This is a genomic window from Paenibacillus sophorae, assembly GCF_018966525.1.
Lineage (GTDB): Bacteria > Bacillota > Bacilli > Paenibacillales > Paenibacillaceae > Paenibacillus_AQ > Paenibacillus_AQ sophorae.
The window spans coordinates 2,178,828-2,196,387 of record NZ_CP076607.1; the positions used below are offsets into that span (position 1 = coordinate 2,178,828).

At 49.9% G+C, this 17,560-nt stretch carries 18 protein-coding genes and 1 tRNA gene; 10 read left to right on the forward strand and 9 right to left on the reverse strand.

Annotated elements, in window-relative coordinates:
• Window positions 1-249 precede the first annotated feature (249 nt).
• The 4 genes from KP014_RS10380 to KP014_RS10395 all read left to right on the forward strand — a co-directional run bounded on the left by KP014_RS10380 (window position 250) and on the right by KP014_RS10395 (window position 3,004).
• Window positions 250-876: an RNA polymerase sigma factor gene (locus KP014_RS10380; protein WP_175491820.1), complete on the forward strand. Its 627-nt coding sequence runs from the start codon at window positions 250-252 to the stop codon at window positions 874-876.
• The gene (locus KP014_RS10385) at window positions 873-1,325 is read left to right on the forward strand and encodes an anti-sigma factor family protein (RefSeq protein WP_036587823.1); all 453 of its coding nucleotides are present in this window, start codon (window positions 873-875) and stop codon (window positions 1,323-1,325) included. Before KP014_RS10380 ends, KP014_RS10385 begins: the two co-directional genes overlap by 4 nt.
• Window positions 1,326-1,393: 68 nt before the next feature.
• On the forward strand, window positions 1,394-1,894 hold the full coding sequence (locus tag KP014_RS10390) for a hypothetical protein (protein ID WP_051499264.1): 501 nt from the start codon (window positions 1,394-1,396) through the stop codon (window positions 1,892-1,894).
• Window positions 1,895-1,912: 18 nt separating this feature from the next.
• Window positions 1,913-3,004 (forward strand): DUF4097 family beta strand repeat-containing protein, encoded by a 1,092-nt coding sequence (locus KP014_RS10395; protein ID WP_036587826.1) that lies wholly within the window; start codon window positions 1,913-1,915, stop codon window positions 3,002-3,004.
• 69 nt (window positions 3,005-3,073) lie between these two features.
• On the opposite strand, the gene KP014_RS10400 is transcribed toward KP014_RS10395, so the two are convergent.
• Window positions 3,074-4,054, reverse strand: coding sequence for an aldo/keto reductase (locus tag KP014_RS10400; protein WP_090834002.1), 981 nt, complete (start codon window positions 4,052-4,054; stop codon window positions 3,074-3,076).
• 530 nt (window positions 4,055-4,584) lie between these two features.
• On the opposite strand from KP014_RS10400, the gene leuB reads away from it, so the two are divergent.
• The 4 genes from leuB (at window position 4,585) to KP014_RS10420 (ending at window position 8,679) form a co-directional block, all read left to right on the forward strand.
• Window positions 4,585-5,664 carry a 3-isopropylmalate dehydrogenase gene (gene leuB, locus KP014_RS10405; RefSeq protein WP_036600533.1) on the forward strand — a complete coding sequence of 360 codons (1,080 nt, stop codon included), beginning with the start codon at window positions 4,585-4,587 and terminating at the stop codon, window positions 5,662-5,664.
• Window positions 5,665-5,879: 215 nt separating this feature from the next.
• Window positions 5,880-6,419 (forward strand): peroxiredoxin, encoded by a 540-nt coding sequence (locus KP014_RS10410; RefSeq protein WP_036600536.1) that lies wholly within the window; start codon window positions 5,880-5,882, stop codon window positions 6,417-6,419.
• Window positions 6,420-6,656: 237 nt separating this feature from the next.
• The gene (locus tag KP014_RS10415) at window positions 6,657-7,064 is read left to right on the forward strand and encodes a hypothetical protein (RefSeq protein WP_036600538.1); all 408 of its coding nucleotides are present in this window, start codon (window positions 6,657-6,659) and stop codon (window positions 7,062-7,064) included.
• 499 nt (window positions 7,065-7,563) lie between these two features.
• The gene (locus tag KP014_RS10420) at window positions 7,564-8,679 is read left to right on the forward strand and encodes an ATP-binding protein (protein WP_036600556.1); all 1,116 of its coding nucleotides are present in this window, start codon (window positions 7,564-7,566) and stop codon (window positions 8,677-8,679) included.
• A gap of 337 nt (window positions 8,680-9,016) precedes the next feature.
• Here the strand turns inward: KP014_RS10420 and KP014_RS10425 are convergent, their stop codons facing one another.
• The 3 genes from KP014_RS10425 to KP014_RS10435 are packed head-to-tail and all read right to left on the reverse strand — an operon-like array spanning window position 9,017 to window position 11,535.
• The gene (locus tag KP014_RS10425) at window positions 9,017-9,241 is read right to left on the reverse strand and encodes a FeoB-associated Cys-rich membrane protein (RefSeq protein WP_343223086.1); all 225 of its coding nucleotides are present in this window, start codon (window positions 9,239-9,241) and stop codon (window positions 9,017-9,019) included.
• A gap of 42 nt (window positions 9,242-9,283) precedes the next feature.
• The gene (gene feoB / locus KP014_RS10430) at window positions 9,284-11,296 is read right to left on the reverse strand and encodes a ferrous iron transport protein B (RefSeq protein WP_036600543.1); all 2,013 of its coding nucleotides are present in this window, start codon (window positions 11,294-11,296) and stop codon (window positions 9,284-9,286) included.
• Window positions 11,293-11,535: a FeoA family protein gene (locus KP014_RS10435; protein WP_036600545.1), complete on the reverse strand. Its 243-nt coding sequence runs from the start codon at window positions 11,533-11,535 to the stop codon at window positions 11,293-11,295. The genes feoB and KP014_RS10435 overlap by 4 nt, the downstream gene beginning before the upstream one ends.
• Before the next feature lie 311 nt (window positions 11,536-11,846).
• Here KP014_RS10435 and KP014_RS10440 point away from each other — a divergent pair, with 311 nt between their 5' ends.
• Both KP014_RS10440 and KP014_RS10445 read left to right on the forward strand, forming a co-directional pair.
• Complete coding sequence (locus KP014_RS10440; RefSeq protein WP_036600548.1) at window positions 11,847-13,973, forward strand: putative bifunctional diguanylate cyclase/phosphodiesterase; 2,127 nt, start codon at window positions 11,847-11,849, stop codon at window positions 13,971-13,973.
• Window positions 13,974-14,027: 54 nt separating this feature from the next.
• Window positions 14,028-14,098, forward strand: a tRNA-Gly gene (locus KP014_RS10445).
• A gap of 96 nt (window positions 14,099-14,194) precedes the next feature.
• Here KP014_RS10445 and KP014_RS28720 read toward each other — a convergent pair.
• From KP014_RS28720 to KP014_RS10465, 5 genes are all read right to left on the reverse strand, one after another.
• Window positions 14,195-14,482: a tyrosine-type recombinase/integrase gene (locus KP014_RS28720; RefSeq protein ID WP_425517280.1), complete on the reverse strand. Its 288-nt coding sequence runs from the start codon at window positions 14,480-14,482 to the stop codon at window positions 14,195-14,197.
• Window positions 14,449-14,637 carry a hypothetical protein gene (locus KP014_RS28725; protein WP_246590694.1) on the reverse strand — a complete coding sequence of 63 codons (189 nt, stop codon included), beginning with the start codon at window positions 14,635-14,637 and terminating at the stop codon, window positions 14,449-14,451. Before KP014_RS28725 ends, KP014_RS28720 begins: the two co-directional genes overlap by 34 nt.
• Window positions 14,638-14,722: 85 nt before the next feature.
• The gene (locus tag KP014_RS10455; protein WP_036600551.1) at window positions 14,723-15,145 is read right to left on the reverse strand and encodes a hypothetical protein; all 423 of its coding nucleotides are present in this window, start codon (window positions 15,143-15,145) and stop codon (window positions 14,723-14,725) included.
• A gap of 64 nt (window positions 15,146-15,209) precedes the next feature.
• Entirely contained in the window at window positions 15,210-15,638 is a 429-nt protein-coding gene (locus tag KP014_RS10460) for a hypothetical protein (RefSeq protein ID WP_216700490.1), read from the reverse strand.
• Between the two features lie 412 nt (window positions 15,639-16,050).
• Complete coding sequence (locus KP014_RS10465) at window positions 16,051-17,415, reverse strand: dipeptidase (protein WP_036600553.1); 1,365 nt, start codon at window positions 17,413-17,415, stop codon at window positions 16,051-16,053.
• Between the last annotated feature and the right edge of the window lie 145 nt (window positions 17,416-17,560).

Below are 17,560 nucleotides of genomic sequence, written 5' to 3' on the forward strand. Positions count from 1 at the left end.
CAGTATATATGGACTGTTTCGGGGTGAATTCAGCTCAGAAACAGTCCTTTTTTATGCGTATACGCACGGAATAAGCTCTGCCGAGATTCCTCGCTCTATCCCAGCCTTTCGCTGTTTATGTATTTTTGCGGAGGAGGATCTGACGCCAGGTACGAGGATGCTGTAAAATTGATTAGGGGCCGGTTTCACTCTCAAACGAAGCCGGTAAGTGCCGAAGCCTTTGGCCGGTTACCAAAGTTTTGTCCTAATTTGTTTTATTATAGAAATAGATATTTTTGCAGGGTAGCGGAAGAGGCGAACGTCAAACGTAATGTAGAAGGGGAGGGGAGACAACTGGAAGAGGCGGAATGGATATCGGCCGTACTGAACGGCGAGCGTCAGGCTTTTGCTCATTTGGTGACGCGCTATCAGGGCTTGGTATACCGGGTATGCATCAAAATAACGGGAGAATCCGAGTCGGCCAAAGATATGGCCCAGGAGGTATTTATCAAAGCCTACAAGGCGCTTCCCTCCTTCCGGGGACAATCCTCATTTTCTACCTGGCTGTATCGGATTGCCTACCGTACTTGTCTGGACTGGAAAAGAGCCAATGACAGGGAGTGGAAGTATCGCAGCATGGCGGATTATACGGAGAATGACTATGTGACTTCACAGACGCCGGAACATGCTGCGCTCCGCAAGGAGGCTTCCGAGGAACTGGGACAAAGTGTGAACAGTCTTGCCGAACCGTACCGGTCGGTCGTGCAGCTGTACTACTTTAACCGGCAGTCCTATCAGGAAATAGCTGAAGCGAAAGGCATATCGGTAAAAACGGTCGAATCACAGCTGTACCGCGCCAGACAGATCATGCGCAGAAAAGGGGAGAGATGGGAATGAAATGCAATACAGTGATGGAATGGCTTCCCCATTATATCGAAGGTCTGGTGACTCCCGAAGCGGAGCGGGAAATGACGCAGCATATTGTGGCGTGCCCCGACTGTGCGCGGTGGCTGGAGGAAGCAAGGGCGATGGAGGAAATTTGGAAGGAAGCGGACAGCGCTTCGGACTTTCAGCCGCTCTCCGGTATACCCGATCTCGTCCCGCAGGTGATGGCGGAAATCGAACGGCTGGAAGCTGTGCGGCAATCTGATGGTGCGGGACCTGCTGCTTCAAGGCGGCGCTCTGCGCGCCGGACCTCATGGGTTCACTACGGGCTCGCGGCCTGTCTGACCTTTGTGCTGCTTCAATACGGCGTATTTGAACAGCTGGGTTACGGGCTGACAGAAATCAACGGCCACATGTCGAACTCGGTCACGGCGCTGTTCGGCACCCAGGGGACCCGCTAGAGCGGAAGCTATAGATTAGTATGTTGCAAGCGGAATGTCGGCAAGACACATGATCAGGAGGATGTTACATGATAAAAAAGAAACGCTGGCTCACTTTTATGCTGGCCATGGTTCCGGGACTCGGACATTTGTATCTGGGCTTCAAAAAACAGGGAATGCAATTTATGATCGGCGCGTTTGTCTGCATCGTCTTTATTCCTTCCATGCCGACGGTATTCCCGTTCGCGCTGGCCGCCCTGTGGTTCTATCAGTTGTTTGATGCTCTGCAAAAGGCCACATGGAACAAGATCGCTGCCGCAGAGCACGAACGGCTGATGTATGGGCCGGAAGGTCTTGGCTCGCCTTGGCCGCCGTTTGTCATGCCCCCGATGCCCGATTACCCGCAGGATGACGTCAGTCCGGCATGGATGGGAGGTGCCTGCGTCGTAGCAGGGATTCTCCTGCTGGTGATTACGGTATTCCCGGGACTGTGGCGCTTTCTGACTCAAATCAATATCGGTACCATTTTGCTGTCGCTGGGTTTGATCGGTTATGGGCTGCATATGCTTAGAAAGAACACAAAAGCATAAGAACGGAGAATTATGGGGATGGGTAGATGGAGGATTGGAAGCCTGACGGCAGCGCTCGGCTGCATTGCGCTTGGCGTCATGCTTACGCTGATTCAATTCGGTAAGCTTACGTATGAGGCGCTCGGGTATTTGTGGCCGGGACTGCTTATTCTGCTTGGACTGGAAATGCTGCTGCGGCTGCTGTTTAGAACGGAGGCCAGGGCCCGCACCAGCGGATGGGCAATCGTCCTCATTGTGCTGCTGGGCCTCGTGAGCGCAGGACAATCCGTGCTTCCGGGAGGCTCGCTGGACAGCTTGCTGGGTAAAGCGCATTTAAGCTCCGTTAACGGAACGGTGCAGATTGGAGAGAACATCAAAGCGGTCAGAATATCGATTCCGAGCGGCAAGGTTAAGGTGAATGGTATTCAGGGAAGCGCTCTAACCTATGAGGGCCGCCTGCTCGCTCCCGGCAGCAGTCAAAGCGAAAGCGAACAGGCAATGAGAGAAAATTGGAAGATAAGAACGGACGGCGACACGTTAGTGCTTGAAATGACAGCGGAAAAGAGCTTGTTTTCGGGCATTTACTTCGGTTTTTCCGGCAACAGTCCCTATCTTAATGTAAGTCTTCCTGCGGATCTCGCAGTCAAGATCGGAACTAGTGACGGTTCGCTGAACGTTTCGGATCTGGACGGCGGGATCGAGGCGAGCACATCCAACGGCAAAATCGAAATGCAGGGAATTAAAGGCGGAGTCAAGGCCAATACAAGCAACGGTTCGCTTGATCTGCAGAGGGTGGAGGGAGGCGCTCATATCACCAGTTCCAACGGCTCCATTACGCTGGAGAATATTGCCGGCCAAGTGTACGCCAAGAGCAGCAACGGCAGAATAATCATTGAATCTCCCGTTACGGGAAACTGGGATTGCGCTTCGAGCAATGGCAGCATCTCATTGACGCTGCCGGGGAAGACGGATGCGACGATTACCGCCGATACGACCAATGGATCGCTGAAGGGAAGCGTCAACTGGCAGAAGCAAAGCGACAACAATGGAACCGCGGTGCTTGGCAGCGGGAATCATACGGTTAAGCTCTCCACGACCAATGGCAGCGTGAGCGCGGATATCACGGAATAGCCTTGAATAAAGAAGAAGCCGCACGCTTCGTAGAAATCCGGAAGCGTGCGGCTGTTGCTGTTCATTTCTTTACCAGGCGTATGCTTTGGGCGCCGCTCCTCCGGGTCCGGGGAAGATTTCGTCCAGCCGGGCCATAACGGGATCGTCAAGCTCAACTTCCAGAGAACGCAGGGAACTCTCCAACTGCTCCAGCGAGCGGGGGCCGATGATCGGGGCGGTAACGGCCGGATTGGCCAGAAGCCAGGCCAAAGCGACATTGTCCTGCGGTTCGCCAAGCTCCAGACATAACTTGGCGAACTGCTCCAGCTGAGTCTGGTGCCGTTCGACGCGTTCGATATTCCCGCCGCTGCGGCTGCCCGCGATTTTTTTGAGGGCATTGCGGCCGAGCAGACCGCCGTCCAGCGGGCTCCAGGGAATAACGCCAAGCCCCAGGCTCTGCGAAGCCGGCAGCACTTCAAGCTCCGGCAGCCGGCAAGTCAGGCTGTACTTGTGCTGCTCCGATACGAGGCCAAGGAAGCCCCGGGCCTTCGCTTCCGCTTGAGCAACCGCAATATCCCAGCCGGCAAAGTTGCTGGAGCCGACATAACCGATTTTGCCCTGGTTTACAGCCAGCTCAAAGGCTCCCCACAGCTCGTCCCAGGAGACGCTGCGGTCCACATGGTGCATCTGATACAGCTCGACATGGTCGGTTTCCAGCCGCCGCAAGGAGCCTTCCAGGTGACGTCGGATTTTGTACGCGGACAGCGAGCGCTCGTTATTCGGACCGTCAAGCTGATCATTCATGGCGCCGTACACTTTGGTGGCTAGCACAACCTTTTCCCGCCGTCCGCCGCCCTGCTTGAACCAGCGGCCGATAATGCTTTCGGTCAGGCCTGAGCTTTCCCTGCCTCCGTACACATTCGCAGTGTCAAAAAAATTGATTCCGGCGTCAAGCGCGGTGTCCATAATACGGAAAGCTTCTTTCTCGTCCGTCAGCGGTCCAAAATTCATCGTCCCCAGACATAGCCGGCTGACCTTCATGCCGGATTTGCCAAGCTTCGTGTACTGCACCTCTTGATCACTCCCCAGAATAAATTTTAAGAAGCCGAGTAATAGAAAGCGTTTGCTTACTTATTGTAAACAACTTTGCAGGCAGGAGCAATACGTCAAGCACAGACAACCCCGCCAGATTGTTATGACGGGGAATTCGAGCCTTAAGAGCAAATGTAATTAGCGTCCGGCAATAGCGAGCGCTATTGATGTAAGGAGTAGACCCGCTGCGATAATCAAGGTCAATGGATGGCGCGGATTCGCAGATGTATTAATATAACTGCATCACTCATTATTGATCGGGCCATAATAAAAAGCAATGGCGAAACAATGAAGCCGTTTCTCCGCAATTCTTCTTGGGGCACCCAGCCGTGTATTCTGACACTGATTTGCGGAAGCATTGTTTTCCATTCGATCCTGTCCGGGTTATAGGCTATTCCTATTAATTTGATAGATTCCATATCTTTGTCCTTTTGACTATGTTATGTTACAACAATATACAGAAGAACTATGTCCGCGTGGGCGCGGATCAACTTGAGGAGTGACGAAGAATGAGCGAAGTTAAAAAAATCGCCGTAATCGCTGGGGACGGCATTGGTCCCGAAGTTGTGGCGGAAGCGGAAAAAGTATTGAAAGTAACCGAGGAAGTATTCGGCTACAAATTTGAGACCGAGCACGCGCTGTTCGGCGGTATCGCAATCGACGAGAAGGGCACTCCGCTGCCCGCGGAAACGCTTGATATCTGCAAAAGCGCGGACGCTGTGCTGCTGGGCGCCGTCGGCGGTCCCAAGTGGGACACCAATCCGAAGGAGCTTCGTCCGGAGACCGGACTTTTGGGTATCCGCAAAGCGCTGGGGCTGTTCTCGAATCTCCGTCCCGCAGTCGTATTCGACTGCCTGAAGGATGCCTCCACGCTGAAGCCGGAAGTGCTTGAAGGAACGGACCTGATCGTCGTACGCGAGCTGACCGGCGGTATTTACTTCGGTGAGAAGTTCCGCCGTCAAAGCGAGCAGGGGGAAGAAGCGGTTGACACCTGCGCATACAATGTAACCGAAGTGGAGCGCATCGCCCGCCAGGCGTTCGAAATTGCCGGGAAGCGCCGGGGCAAGCTGGCTTCCGTAGACAAAGCGAACGTGCTGGAAACGTCGCGCCTGTGGCGTGAAGTGGTTATCCGGGTTGCGGCAGACTATCCGAACGTGGAACTGGAGCATGTGCTGGTTGACAACTGCGCCATGCAGCTGCTGCGCCGTCCGTCCAGCTTCGACGTCATCGTCACCGAGAACATGTTCGGCGATATTTTGAGCGACGAAGCCGCAATGCTCACAGGTTCCATCGGCATGTTGGCCTCCGCTTCGCTGGGCGAAGGAAGCTACGGCCTCTATGAGCCGGTGCACGGCTCCGCTCCAGACATCGCAGGACAAGGATTGGCCAATCCAATTGCCACAATCCTCTCGCTTGCTCTGATGTTCCGTCTGACTTTCGGCTATGAAGACGCGGCCGCTGCAATCGAAGCCGCAGTAGCGCAGGTGCTTGATGCAGGGCATCGTACCAGCGATATTGCTGTAGACAAGAGCAAGGCGATCAGCACGAGCGAGATGGGCGACCTGATTGTCGCAGCTATCCGCAAATAAGAGAAAAACGTCACAGAAAATTGCTTATTTATAATTATTATAAAAAAATAATGAATGTAATCTTGACTTTGATTTTGTACGGTGATACCATTTGGTTTGTAACAGCAGAGACGTAACCAAATCCATCATACTCAAGAAAGACACCGCCATATCACCACCTAATGCGGATGGATGGCAGATTGTTTTTCTTACATAATCAAAGGAGGATTTTCGCAATGGCAGAACGTTTGGTAGGCAAACAGGCTCCCGATTTCACTATGGAAACCGTATCGGGAGACGGTAAAGAATTTGGCAAAGTTAGCTTGTCCGACTATCGCGGCAAATGGCTCGTATTTTTCTTCTATCCTCTGGATTTCACTTTCGTGTGCCCGACTGAAATTACGGCGCTCAGCGAAGCAGCCGACCAATTCACGGCGCTTGATACCGAGATTCTTGGCGTAAGCATCGATTCCGTACACAGCCACAAGGCTTGGATCAACGCTTCGAAAGATGTGGGCGGTCTTGGACAGCTGAAGTTCCCGCTTGCTTCGGACATTACGAAGAAGGTAGCCAGCGATTACGGCGTATTGATCGAAGAAGAAGGTATCGCGCTTCGCGGTCTCTTCATTATCGATCCGGAAGGCGAACTGAAATACCAAGTGGTTAACCATAACGATGTAGGCCGCAGCGTAGAAGAAACTCTGCGTGTGCTGCAGGCGCTGCAATCGGGCGGATTGTGCCCTATGAACTGGAAACCGGGCGACAAGAACCTGTAAGCAAAAGCTGCTGGGTGTCCTCATCATGTCCTTTGAAATGCTGATCAAAGCCTCCTTCCGGATGATTATCCGGCCAAGGGGGCTTTTTGCAACAAAACGCCCGTCAGTCTTGTCTTGATCTGTTTAAAATGGGCGGTAAAGGTGGATATAAACCTTTTATTAGCAGGAATCGCCGGAAACCGAGTATAATACAATAATACGAAACCATTGGAACTGACCTGAGGAGGGTGAACAATCATGAGTTTTTGCTGTGGAGCGAGTATGGTAGGTACGAAGGGGACGCTTAAGCATTATCGCACGCAAGTCCATAATGTTCCCCTGCTTTTTTGCCCGGTATGTCACCGGGTCGAGGTTCATTACAAGGTCGAGAATGAGTATGAAATCTTGGCGGAATACGCGCATGGCGACGGCGTTACCGATGTGGATTTCCAGGATTATGTGATGGAAGACGAAGAGTCGATTTTTGAAAATGTCGTCAATATGGAAAGTGAAGACACTTTGGCCATTATCCGCAGCCAGATTGATATGGCGCTTGATCTGCTGGCCGTGTCCAAACAGATTGGTGATGTCAAGTGGGAGCGGGAGCTAAAGAAAAGACTCGCCGTCATGAGTCAGCGGCGTAATCGTCTTCAGCAAAAAGCGTAAAGGCATGGCGTGTATTATTACTTCTCTGGAAAGATCTCCGCAATTGTGTGGACACTGAAAAAGGTCGTGTATTTCTACTTCATGTAGAGATCCATGGCCTTTTTTGATGTACAAGAAAACCACCGCAAACTGCCGTAAATCGCCGTAAATCGCGGATTCTCAGTTTTGATGAAACGAATTTCAGTGTTCTCTAAATTGCGAGGGTCTTTTTCATGAAGAATAGACTGTTTGCGTAGGCCTTCGGGACGGCACTAAAGTATCATTTTATGAATTTTTTTACATTCGACAGTATCTCTGATTGCTTTGGGCACTTTTCTTGGATATGATTGGAATATAGTTAAAACGCTTGGATGACTGAATAAAACTAAGATGATTGCCGAATGTACTAGCGGTTCCATAGCATATATTTATATAACAGCATAATTTGATGTCGCAGAACTGCTTCGTCAATTTAGTCGTTCTGCTCCGTCAATTTCAGTTGAAGGAGGAACTTCACATCGTGCTACATGAAATTCACGAAAGTCGGCTTCTGTCGCCGCGATCGTTCCAAGCCGGGCTTCTGGACAGTACATATGAAAATGTTCTGGAGCATATTGACAGTGGAGTCATGCTTTTTGATGAAGAAGGAGTTCTAACCTTTGTAAATGCTCGGGCGTACGGAATGCTTGAACTCCAGCGCTATGCGCTGGCAGGATGCACTGTAGTCGATTTGTTGACACATCTTTCTTTGAGCCGCAGCAAGAAGAGACAACTGCTGCATATTTATCGGGAGACGGTTGACAAAGGGAAAACGATGTATGAGTTTATGGACGAGTATGGCCGCTATTGGGAGGTAAACGCGTCTTTTGGCGCGGATATGAACGGCAGCTACTTATTTATTTTCAAGGAAATTTCCGATTATAAAAAGATAGAACAAACAGCTTACCAAAATGACAATCTGGCCATGCTAGGCAAATTATCCGCCTCCATTGCCCATGAAATCCGGAATCCTTTGACAGCCATTCGCGGATTTATCCAGCTGCTTCGCCCGCATCTGCAAGGACTTGGGAAGGAAGAATATGCTAAGATCATCTTGGCCGAGATCGATCGTGCCAATGATATTATTCATGAATTTCTGTCCTCGTCCAAGCCTTCCTCTCCTCAAGCCGGAATCATTTCCATTTCCGCTCTGTTGAAAGAAGTCATACTGCTGACAGAAAGCGAAGTATTGATGAAGGGCTGCCAGATCGTTCTTAATGTTTTAGCCAGTGACTTGTATATTTCCGTAGATGTGAAGCAGATTAAGCAGGTCCTGATCAATATGATACGAAACGCCCTTGAGGCTATCTCCGACCGCTTGGACGATACCACAGGGAAGATTGAGCTTGGAGCGTATAGAGAAGGCGGAGAGGTGCGGATAACCGTCTCCGATAACGGTAAAGGCATGGATGTATGCACCATGAGCCATCTGTTCAACCAGTTCTTCACTACAAAGGAGAATGGCACGGGGCTGGGGCTTTCCGTCAGCGATCGAATCATCAAAAACCATGGGGGACGCATTTCCGTCAGCAGCCGGATTAATGAGGGGACCAGTTTTGTGATATCGCTTCCGCTGAACCCCGGATTTACCGCATAACCGGAAAGCAAGGACGGAATGGCTCCTGGCTTCACGGGCCAAATGGAGAATTGCCCGTTAGATCGGGCAGTCCAGGCTTCACGCTGAACTGCAGCCACATAAATGAGGCGAGCAAGGCTCAAAGGTATCCAGGGGGGCCGACTTACAACTTGCCCTTCCTGGAGCACTACGTCCCCTAGGAAGGCGTGGAGAGCGTCAGGCAGGGCCGCCAGGTTGCTCTCTGTACTTTATAAAGCCTCAGGCACGGAGAAATCAGCCTGAAACGGGAATTCTGTGAGCATACAAAGAGACCGGCAAGAAGATACCTTGGCCGGTCCCTTTGTATGTTTGTTAACAATTACAATCCAGCTTGATTGCTATGGTGTAGTCCGGATGGCGGAACGTTATTTTGAGTACTGCAGCAGGTCTGTGAAAAGTCATTGGACGCGCCCGGACAGCTTTTTCCTTTGTCACATCCGGCACATGCGCCCTGTTTCCCTTTTTGCACATGGCGATAGAGAATCCAGCCGGAATAACCGAAGATAGCGGCAGCAATCAATATATTAATCAATACGCTCATCATGTAATTTCCCCGCTTTCCCCATATAGGGATATTCGTATTGGGTTAGGCCCATCCAAGGAGCCGTCCACCCTGATAGACAACCAGACTTACCAAATAGGCCAGGACAACGGCATAGGCTATGGAGAAGAAAGTCCATTTCCAGGAAGCTGTTTCTTTCTTAATTACACCCACCGTAGCAAGACAAGGCGTATACAGTAGAATGAAGACCATAAAGCTTACCGAGCTGAGAGGCGTGAACGACTGGGAAATCTGCGCTTCCAGTCCGGCGGCCTCCGGCGCGTGATAGATAATGTTCATCGTTGAAACGACAACTTCTTTGGCAAGGAAGCCTGGAACCAATGTTGAACCTGCCTGCCAGTTTCCAAAGCCAAGTGGCTGAAGAAGAGGTGCGACGAGACCGCCGAATTTGGCGAGGAAGCTGTTGTCCATATCCACATTTAACCCTGCAGGTCCGGCGTAAGACATGATCCAGATAATTACCGAACCGGCCAGAATAATCGTCCCCGCTTTGCGAAGGAAGCCTTTTCCTTTTTCCCAGGTGCTGCGCGACAGCGACTTAAGCTGCGGCATACGATAGGGAGGAAGCTCGATTACGAATACCGAGGACTCGTTCTTGAACAAATACTTGGAGAAGAGCTTGCACAGCAGCAGCGCGAACACCACTCCCAAAGCATACATCGTCATAATGACAGCCGCTTGATTTTCCGGGAAAAAGACAGCGGCAAACAGCAGGTAGACCGGAAGTCTGGCAGAACATGACATAAGAGGAAGCAGCAGAGTAGTCAGCATCCGCTCTTTGGGCTGTTCAATGCTTCGCGCGGCCATAACGGCAGGCACGTTGCAGCCGAAACCGATGATGAATGGAATAAATGCTTTGCCGTTTAGTCCCATCCGCTCCATTATACTGTCTACGACCAGACTGACGCGGGCCATATACCCGGAATCTTCTACAAAGGAAATGATCAGGAACAGAATGAAGATTTGCGGGACAAAGACGAGGACGCCGCCTACGCCGCCTATAATGCCGTCAATGATTAGTGCATGTACGAACTCGGATGCCCCGACAGTATCAAGAAACGAAGTTGCCCCCGAGCTGATCGGACCGGCAATGAGGCCGTCCAGCAAATCGGACAGCGGTGCGCCAACCCATTCGAAGGTCGTTTTAAACAGTACATACATAAACGCAAGGAATATCGGCAGTCCGAGATAACGATTCGTAAGGATGGAATCAAGCCGTTCCGTCAAGTTATGGGGTTTAATGCCGGATGTATCCAGAGCGTCAAGACAAAGCGAGCGGATATAATCGGTTCGAATAGAGCGAATCCATTGAGGAAGGGTAAGCGCCAACTTGCTGTTTTGAAGCTCATTCTGGCAATTTTCACGAATAGCAAGCAGTTTGTCCGCATCCGCGCGGCCCTTGAGGAATTCCAGGATAACCGGATTTTGCTCCAAAAGCTGGAGGGCAACCCAACGATGATTGGGAAGGCCGGGCTCTTGCCTTAGCTCCTGTTCAATGGAGGCAATGGCTTGTTCGACGATTAATCCATAATCCAGCTTGAAGTTCACAGCCGGGATATCCGCGGAGTTCTCCAGCATGCTCAGCACCTGCGCGGTGCCTTTGCCCGTTCTTGCGACCAGTGGAAGCACGGTAACGCCGAGCTTGGATTGCAGAACGTCCGGATGCACCTTAATGCCTCTGGCTTTGGCTACGTCGATCATATTGAGTCCGATAACGGTCGGCCTGCCATATTCGAGCAGTTGGACAGTCAGCAGCAGATTACGTTCAAGCTGCGAAGCGTCGACGATGTTGACGAGCGCCTCCGGCGACTCTTCAAGCAGATATTGGGTTGCAACGCCTTCGTCGCGCGACAGCGGATGAAGGGAATAAATGCCGGGCAAATCAATGAGCGTGCCTGCGCCGTTTTTCAGGTCGCCGACCTTTTTCTCAACCGTTACACCTGCCCAGTTGCCAACATATTCATAAGAAGAAGTCAATGTATTAAAAAGGGATGTCTTTCCGGTATTGGGGTTCCCGAGAAGTGCGATAGAGCTCATGACACGTTCACCACAATTTTCGAGGCTTCTTTCCGGCGGATGGCGAGCAATTGTCCGTTGCATTCCAACATAACCGGACCCATGAACGGACCTTTTCCTTTAAGACAGACGGTGCAGCCTTCCGAAACTCCCAGATCGGCGAGACGGCGGCGCAGGATAGGATCCATTCCTTCTATTCCTTGAATAGCGCCGGCGGAACCCGGTTGCATTTGCAGTACGTGGCAAACTGTAGCAATCATCTTAATCCCTCCGGTGGAGACTGATAATCAATCTCAATTGTTTTTATGTAATTTATCATTTTTTTATGCTTAATTCAATGATTAATATCACAAGAATGGTGTGATTCGACAAGCCTGGGGCCGGATAATCCATAAACGGATGCTTATTTCTTTGCATATATTAATGCAGTTACTTATCAAAATTAGGTCTATTGGACATGTCGGCAGAGCACTGTAACTTTCCAGCCTTATCCAACCGATATTTATTTTGAGGATCTACAATTTTATGAGTTGTAGAGTGACACTTAGACGCGAGGGGCCTACGAAAGCCTATGAAAATAGAAGAGAAAAAAACAATACTTACAGCAGTTTGCGGCGCAGCGCTATTTCTGTTGGTTCAAAGCTTGCACATTACGCTAAATGGCGATGACGAGCGGGAAGCGCTGTCTGCGTTGTATCTGATTAGCAGCTGGTGTACCAGCGCCTTCGGATTTGCGATTTTTGCTCAGGGCTGGCTTCTTTTCTCCAATCAATTGTCGAGGGGCAGGCTTTACTCTTCCGCTCTTTTTTTAGGAGTTTGCGTTTTCGATCTCCTGCATACGCTCGGTTTTATTGGAATTCCGTTCATCCAAAACGTGATAAGCGAAGACAGGGCATTTTGGCTGCTATCCTTCTCAAGGCTTGCGAGTGCGGTCGGCATTCTTCTGGTTTTTGGGAAGGAAGATTCTCCGGTGCTTGTCTCGGGAAAAAATAAAATCCTGCGAAAGTCAATCCTTCTGGTCGTGTTGTCGATGATTCTATTCAGTGCGGGTTCTTATTTCCTTCCGGAGGTAATCAGCCCCGTGCAGGCGGATTTTGCCAGAAAACTGCTTAATTTTGTTGTGCTGCTGATTTACCTTCTGGACATCGTCATTATCGTCTATACGAAACGCGCGGAGAAGTCGTCCTCGCTGCTGATTATCATCAGGTCGCTCGTACTTCTGGCTCTGGGTCAGGCGTTCTATATGGATGCGGGCTCCGATAAAAATATCGATTTGCTGTTCGGAGCGGCAAGCTGCGCGGCAGCCTACTATTTGCTGCTTACCGGGGTGTACAGATTGACGCTCGAAGAGCCGTTCTATGAGAAGCAGGCGATTGAAGCGCAGATCAATTATCTGGTCTATCATGACGATTTGACCGGGCTGCCGAACAGACGCCGGCTGCTCCAGCATGTCGATGAAGTGATCGAGTCCCACAAAACCTCCGCCATACGCGGCTTCTCGGCGCTAGCCGTCCTCAATATCAATCATTTTAAGGATATCAACGTCTCGTTGGGCCATCTAGCCGGAGACCGCCTGCTGCAATTGGTGGCATCCAGAATTAAGGATGGCATCAGGCCTAACGAGGATTTATTCAGTATGGGCGGAGATGAATTCACCTATCTGATGACTGATATGGAGAGTCTGGATAGCTGCTTTCTCCGCTCCAAAGAACTGCTTAATCTGTTCGAGCAGCCTATTGAACTGGAGGCCGGAGAGTATCATATTTCGCTCAGCCTGGGCATCAGCATCTTTCCCGGTGACGGAGATACGGCGGAGCAGCTTATTCAGAACGCGGATACCGCTGTTCATGATGCCAAGGAGCATGGCGTAGATATTCGCAGGTACGTACCGTTAATACAAATGAAGGCCAAAGAAAGATTAAAGCTGGAGAACGATCTGCGCAGAGCGCTGGAGCGGGAGGAATTTTTCCTTCTGTACCAGCCGCAGGTTCGACTGGCCACCAAGGAGCTTGTCGGCATGGAGGCGCTGCTTCGCTGGCAGCATCCGAAACGCGGCCTCGTGTCTCCGGCTGAATTCATTCCCATTGCCGAGGAGAGCGGGCTGATTGTTCCGATCGGGGAGTGGGTGCTGAGAACCGCCTGTTCTCAGAATAAGGAATGGCAGAAGGCGGGATACCGTCCGATCTGCGTCTCGGTCAATTTGTCTATGCGTCAGTTTCTCCAGCCGAATCTGGCCGGTAAGATCGGGGGATTTTTGAAACGGATTGGCCTCGATCCGAGCTATGTGGATCTTGAAATTACAGAGAGCATGACAATGGACAAGGAAAAAGCCTTCGAGCAGTTGAAGCGGCTTAAAGAGCTCGGGGTGTATATCAGTATCGACGATTTTGGAACAGGATACAGCTCGCTACATTATCTGAAAAATATGCCGATTGACCGCCTCAAAATCGACCGTTCCTTCGTGGCCGAGGTAATGGAGGATAGCAACAATGCCGCTATTGTCTCGACAATTACTTCCATGGCGCATCATTTGAAGCTGAGGGTGACTGCCGAGGGAGTGGAGAACGAGGATCAACTGCAATTCTTGCGCCAGCAGCGCTGCCATGAGGCGCAGGGCTATTTCTTCAGCAAGCCGATCAGGGCTCAGGAGTTCGAAAGAATTTTCCTGAAATCTACTATTTTTGGAATGCCATCCTAATTGGAATTGCCTTATCCGGTCAGAAGTGTTAAAATGTTAAATGTTCACGAAAGCGCGGGTGTAGTTCAATGGTAGAACTTCAGCCTTCCAAGCTGATAGCGTGGGTTCGATTCCCATCACCCGCTTTTGCCTAATATTTTGCTTAAACCCTTGTGCCGAAAGGGTTTTTTCTTTGCGGAAAATTCGACAAACGACAGACGACTTTGTTCTTATGGGGCAATTCATGGGGCAAATTTCAGATTTTTTGGATTTAGTGCCTCAAGCGGTTCGATCAGTGCGCGATTAACCGTTTCGGCCTCGTGGGTATATCGGTCAGTGGTTTCCAGTTTGGCATGTCGTAAAAATTTCTGTATACTCCTTTGGTCGGCTCCGTGTTCGCGGAGCAGCGTAGCGGCCGTATGCCTTAACCCATGAAGTTTAACGTGGAGAAATTTGTACTTCTTCAAGAATTTTGCCCACGTATTTGTCGCCGTGCTCAGCGGCCCTCGCCCATTCCCGTGTCGCCGTATTCGAACGTCGTGGCGATCTGGCCGGCTGCATCGTAGACTACGAAGGTCATATCCAGAAATACTCCCCTGATTCCACCAAAATCGCAGATACATATTACATGAGGAACGGGTTTGAGTTTCGCGTACAAATAGGAAATAAATGAAAATACGTTCAAGGGCTAATTTAAGTGCACCCCTTAGTATAGTCTTTTGTTTCTCACCTTCCGTAGACCTGATGCGATCGAAATAATCTTCTGTATCTTAATTGTAAATTTGCAGGTTTTTTATGATCCTTACCTGTTTGATCTTCCATTTTAAAAAAGATTGGCGAGTCATTTCAATAGCAATGGCCCCAACAATAATCTGTCTGATTTGGTTAATTTGATTATAGTCAATATATTCGAAGTTATAGAGTAGTTCAGGGCGATTCGGGTTCATATGTGTGAATTCTCCGGAAAAATCCATATCTTTTGTAGCATATTCACTATTGAAAAAACGCTGTAAAATTTCCTTATCTTGGGTCCTTATATTTAAATCAGAAAAATTCCCTTCCATTGATTTTTGAATGACACGATTCACCATTGATTTTGGTAGCTGGTCGGAGAAATAATAATCTCCGGCCATAATTATTATAAAAATTGATAAAAGTGAAAGTGATAGTATTATTATTTTTTTTGTTTTCATAAGTTATGACACCTCTCAGAGAACATTTTCAAGGACCCTTAATTAAGGGTCCTTGAAAATAATTTTAATAAGGTAAAGAACCAGGTGTTACCCAATTTTCTAATCCACCTTCATAACGATAAAAATCTCGAGTAGGGGATGTTGGATTTGGGTCAACACTATATCGATATAGTGCCACTTCCGCGATACCACTATCATTCGAAAAATCTCCAGTCCGAATCCATTGGAAAGGCCAATAGCTTTCAGGCCAATATCGTTTATATTCAGCGCTTTTTACAGAGCCGTTACTATTATAACTTACTTGATCGTGAGCCCAATAATCTTCTCGTTGGTATGTTTCATAATAATTAACCCAAGTGTTATTATGGTAAACTTGTCCGTATTTATAAACTAATCTTTGAGCTCCAATTGCTTTGCCATTTCCTTTGAATAAATTATTTAGATCATCAAGCACTTCGCCTGTAAAAAAATGAGATAATGGGATTAGATACAATATAACCTGAAAGCAGGGAAAAAACTTTTTTGTATTGTTCGGTAGTAAATGCGGTTTTTAGTAAATGGAATCATGCTGGTGAATGATGTTCATGATGTCAAACTAAAAGCACAGGACACCATGAAAACTGTTATGGCACTTTAGATATTCTAATAGAATCACCTGATTTATCAGCAACAAGTCTTCAAAATTTAACTCTGACCAATACATGCAAGAATCTTCTTCGTGTTGCACGAAATAATTCCGAATATCCTACAGAAAAAGTTTTAAGTGGAGTTGATTTGAATACCGTTTAAACAGGCGATGGCGCAGCAATTCCGATTGTTTTTAATTGCTTACTCAACAACAAAAGGCTCTCCGCTTAATATTGAGCGAAAAGCCTTTTTCCATATTAGTTCAGCTTGAGGTCAAGTTAGACCGTTCCCGCCGATTTCAAAAATTCCACGATCGTCAGCAGGCCCTTGTCGAAGTTCTCCAAGTTGAAGTGCTCGTCGGGCGCGTGCAGGTTCTCGTCGTCAAGTCCGAAGCCCATCAGAACGATCGGCGCCTTCAGGATGCGGGAGAAGCTCTCCATAATCGGGATGGAGCCGCCGTCCTTCGTGAACAGGGCGCGTGTGCCGTATACTTTGCCGTAAGCGTCCGCCGCCAGTTGCAGGAATGGATTCGACGGATCAATGTCCAAGGCGAACGCCTTCTCCATCTGCCGTACTTCCACCTTGGCTCCCGGCTGAATATGCGATTTCAGATGGGCTTCAATAGCGTCGAGGACATGCTGGGGATTCTGGTCGCCGACAAGGCGGCAGGTGATTTTGGCATGAGCGACTTTCGGGATAACGGTCTTGGTGCCCTCGCCCTGAAAGCCGCCATAGACGCCGTTAAGCTCCAGCGTAGGCCGGGCTCCGACGCGTTCGACAAACGTATAGCCTTCTTCGCCGTAGAGAGCGGACAATTCGAGTCCCTCCCGGATTTTATCCTCGTCGAGACCCTGCTTGGCGAATTCCTCGCGCATCAGCGGAGACAGCTCAGGCACGCCTTCATAGAAGCCGTCAACGGCGACTCGGCCCTTGTCGTCATGCAGCGACGCGAGCAGGGAAACGAGCGCATGCAGCGCATTAGGGACAGCGCCGCCGTAAGTGCCCGAGTGCAAATCCGTGGAAGCGGTCATGACGTCCACCTCCAGCGAGCAGAGGCCCCGGAGTCCGGTGCAGATGGCGGGTCTTCCGCGCTCGAGAAGCGAGGTGTCGGAGACGAGAACGGCGTCCGCAGCCAGCATGTCTTTATGTTTTTCCAGGAAGGAGGTTAAATGAACGCTGCCGATTTCTTCCTCGCCTTCGATGCATACCTTGAGGTTAACCGGCAGGGAGCCTTCCTGACTCAGTATGGCCTCTATCGCCTTAATATGCATGAAGACTTGACCTTTATCGTCGGTTGCGCCGCGGGCGTACAGCTTGCCGTCTCTGATATTCGGCTCGAATGGCGGAGTGGTCCAGAGATTCAGCGGGTCAACCGGCTGAACATCGTAGTGCCCGTAGAGAAGCAGAGTCGGCTTGCCCGGTGCATGCAGATAGTCCGCATAGACGACAGGGTGGCCGCCCGTTGGGTGAATCTCGATATGTTCCAGTCCTGCTTTATTCAGCGTATCCGCGAGCCACTGTGCCGCTGTCAAAATATCTTTCTTGTGCTCGGACAGTGCGGAAATGCTGGGGATCTTAAGCCATTCATTCAGTTCGTTCAATTGTTCATCCCGGCGGGATGCAAAATATTCTGCGTAAGACATGATTATGTACCTCCTGGATTTGCGGGGTCGCAAGCCCTTGGCTTGTGACGGATGCGCCGAACCGGATTCGGCGACCCATAGGAACTATTATACTGGAATTACCCTAGCACAATCAAAAATCGCTGGTTGCGCACATACCTGGGCG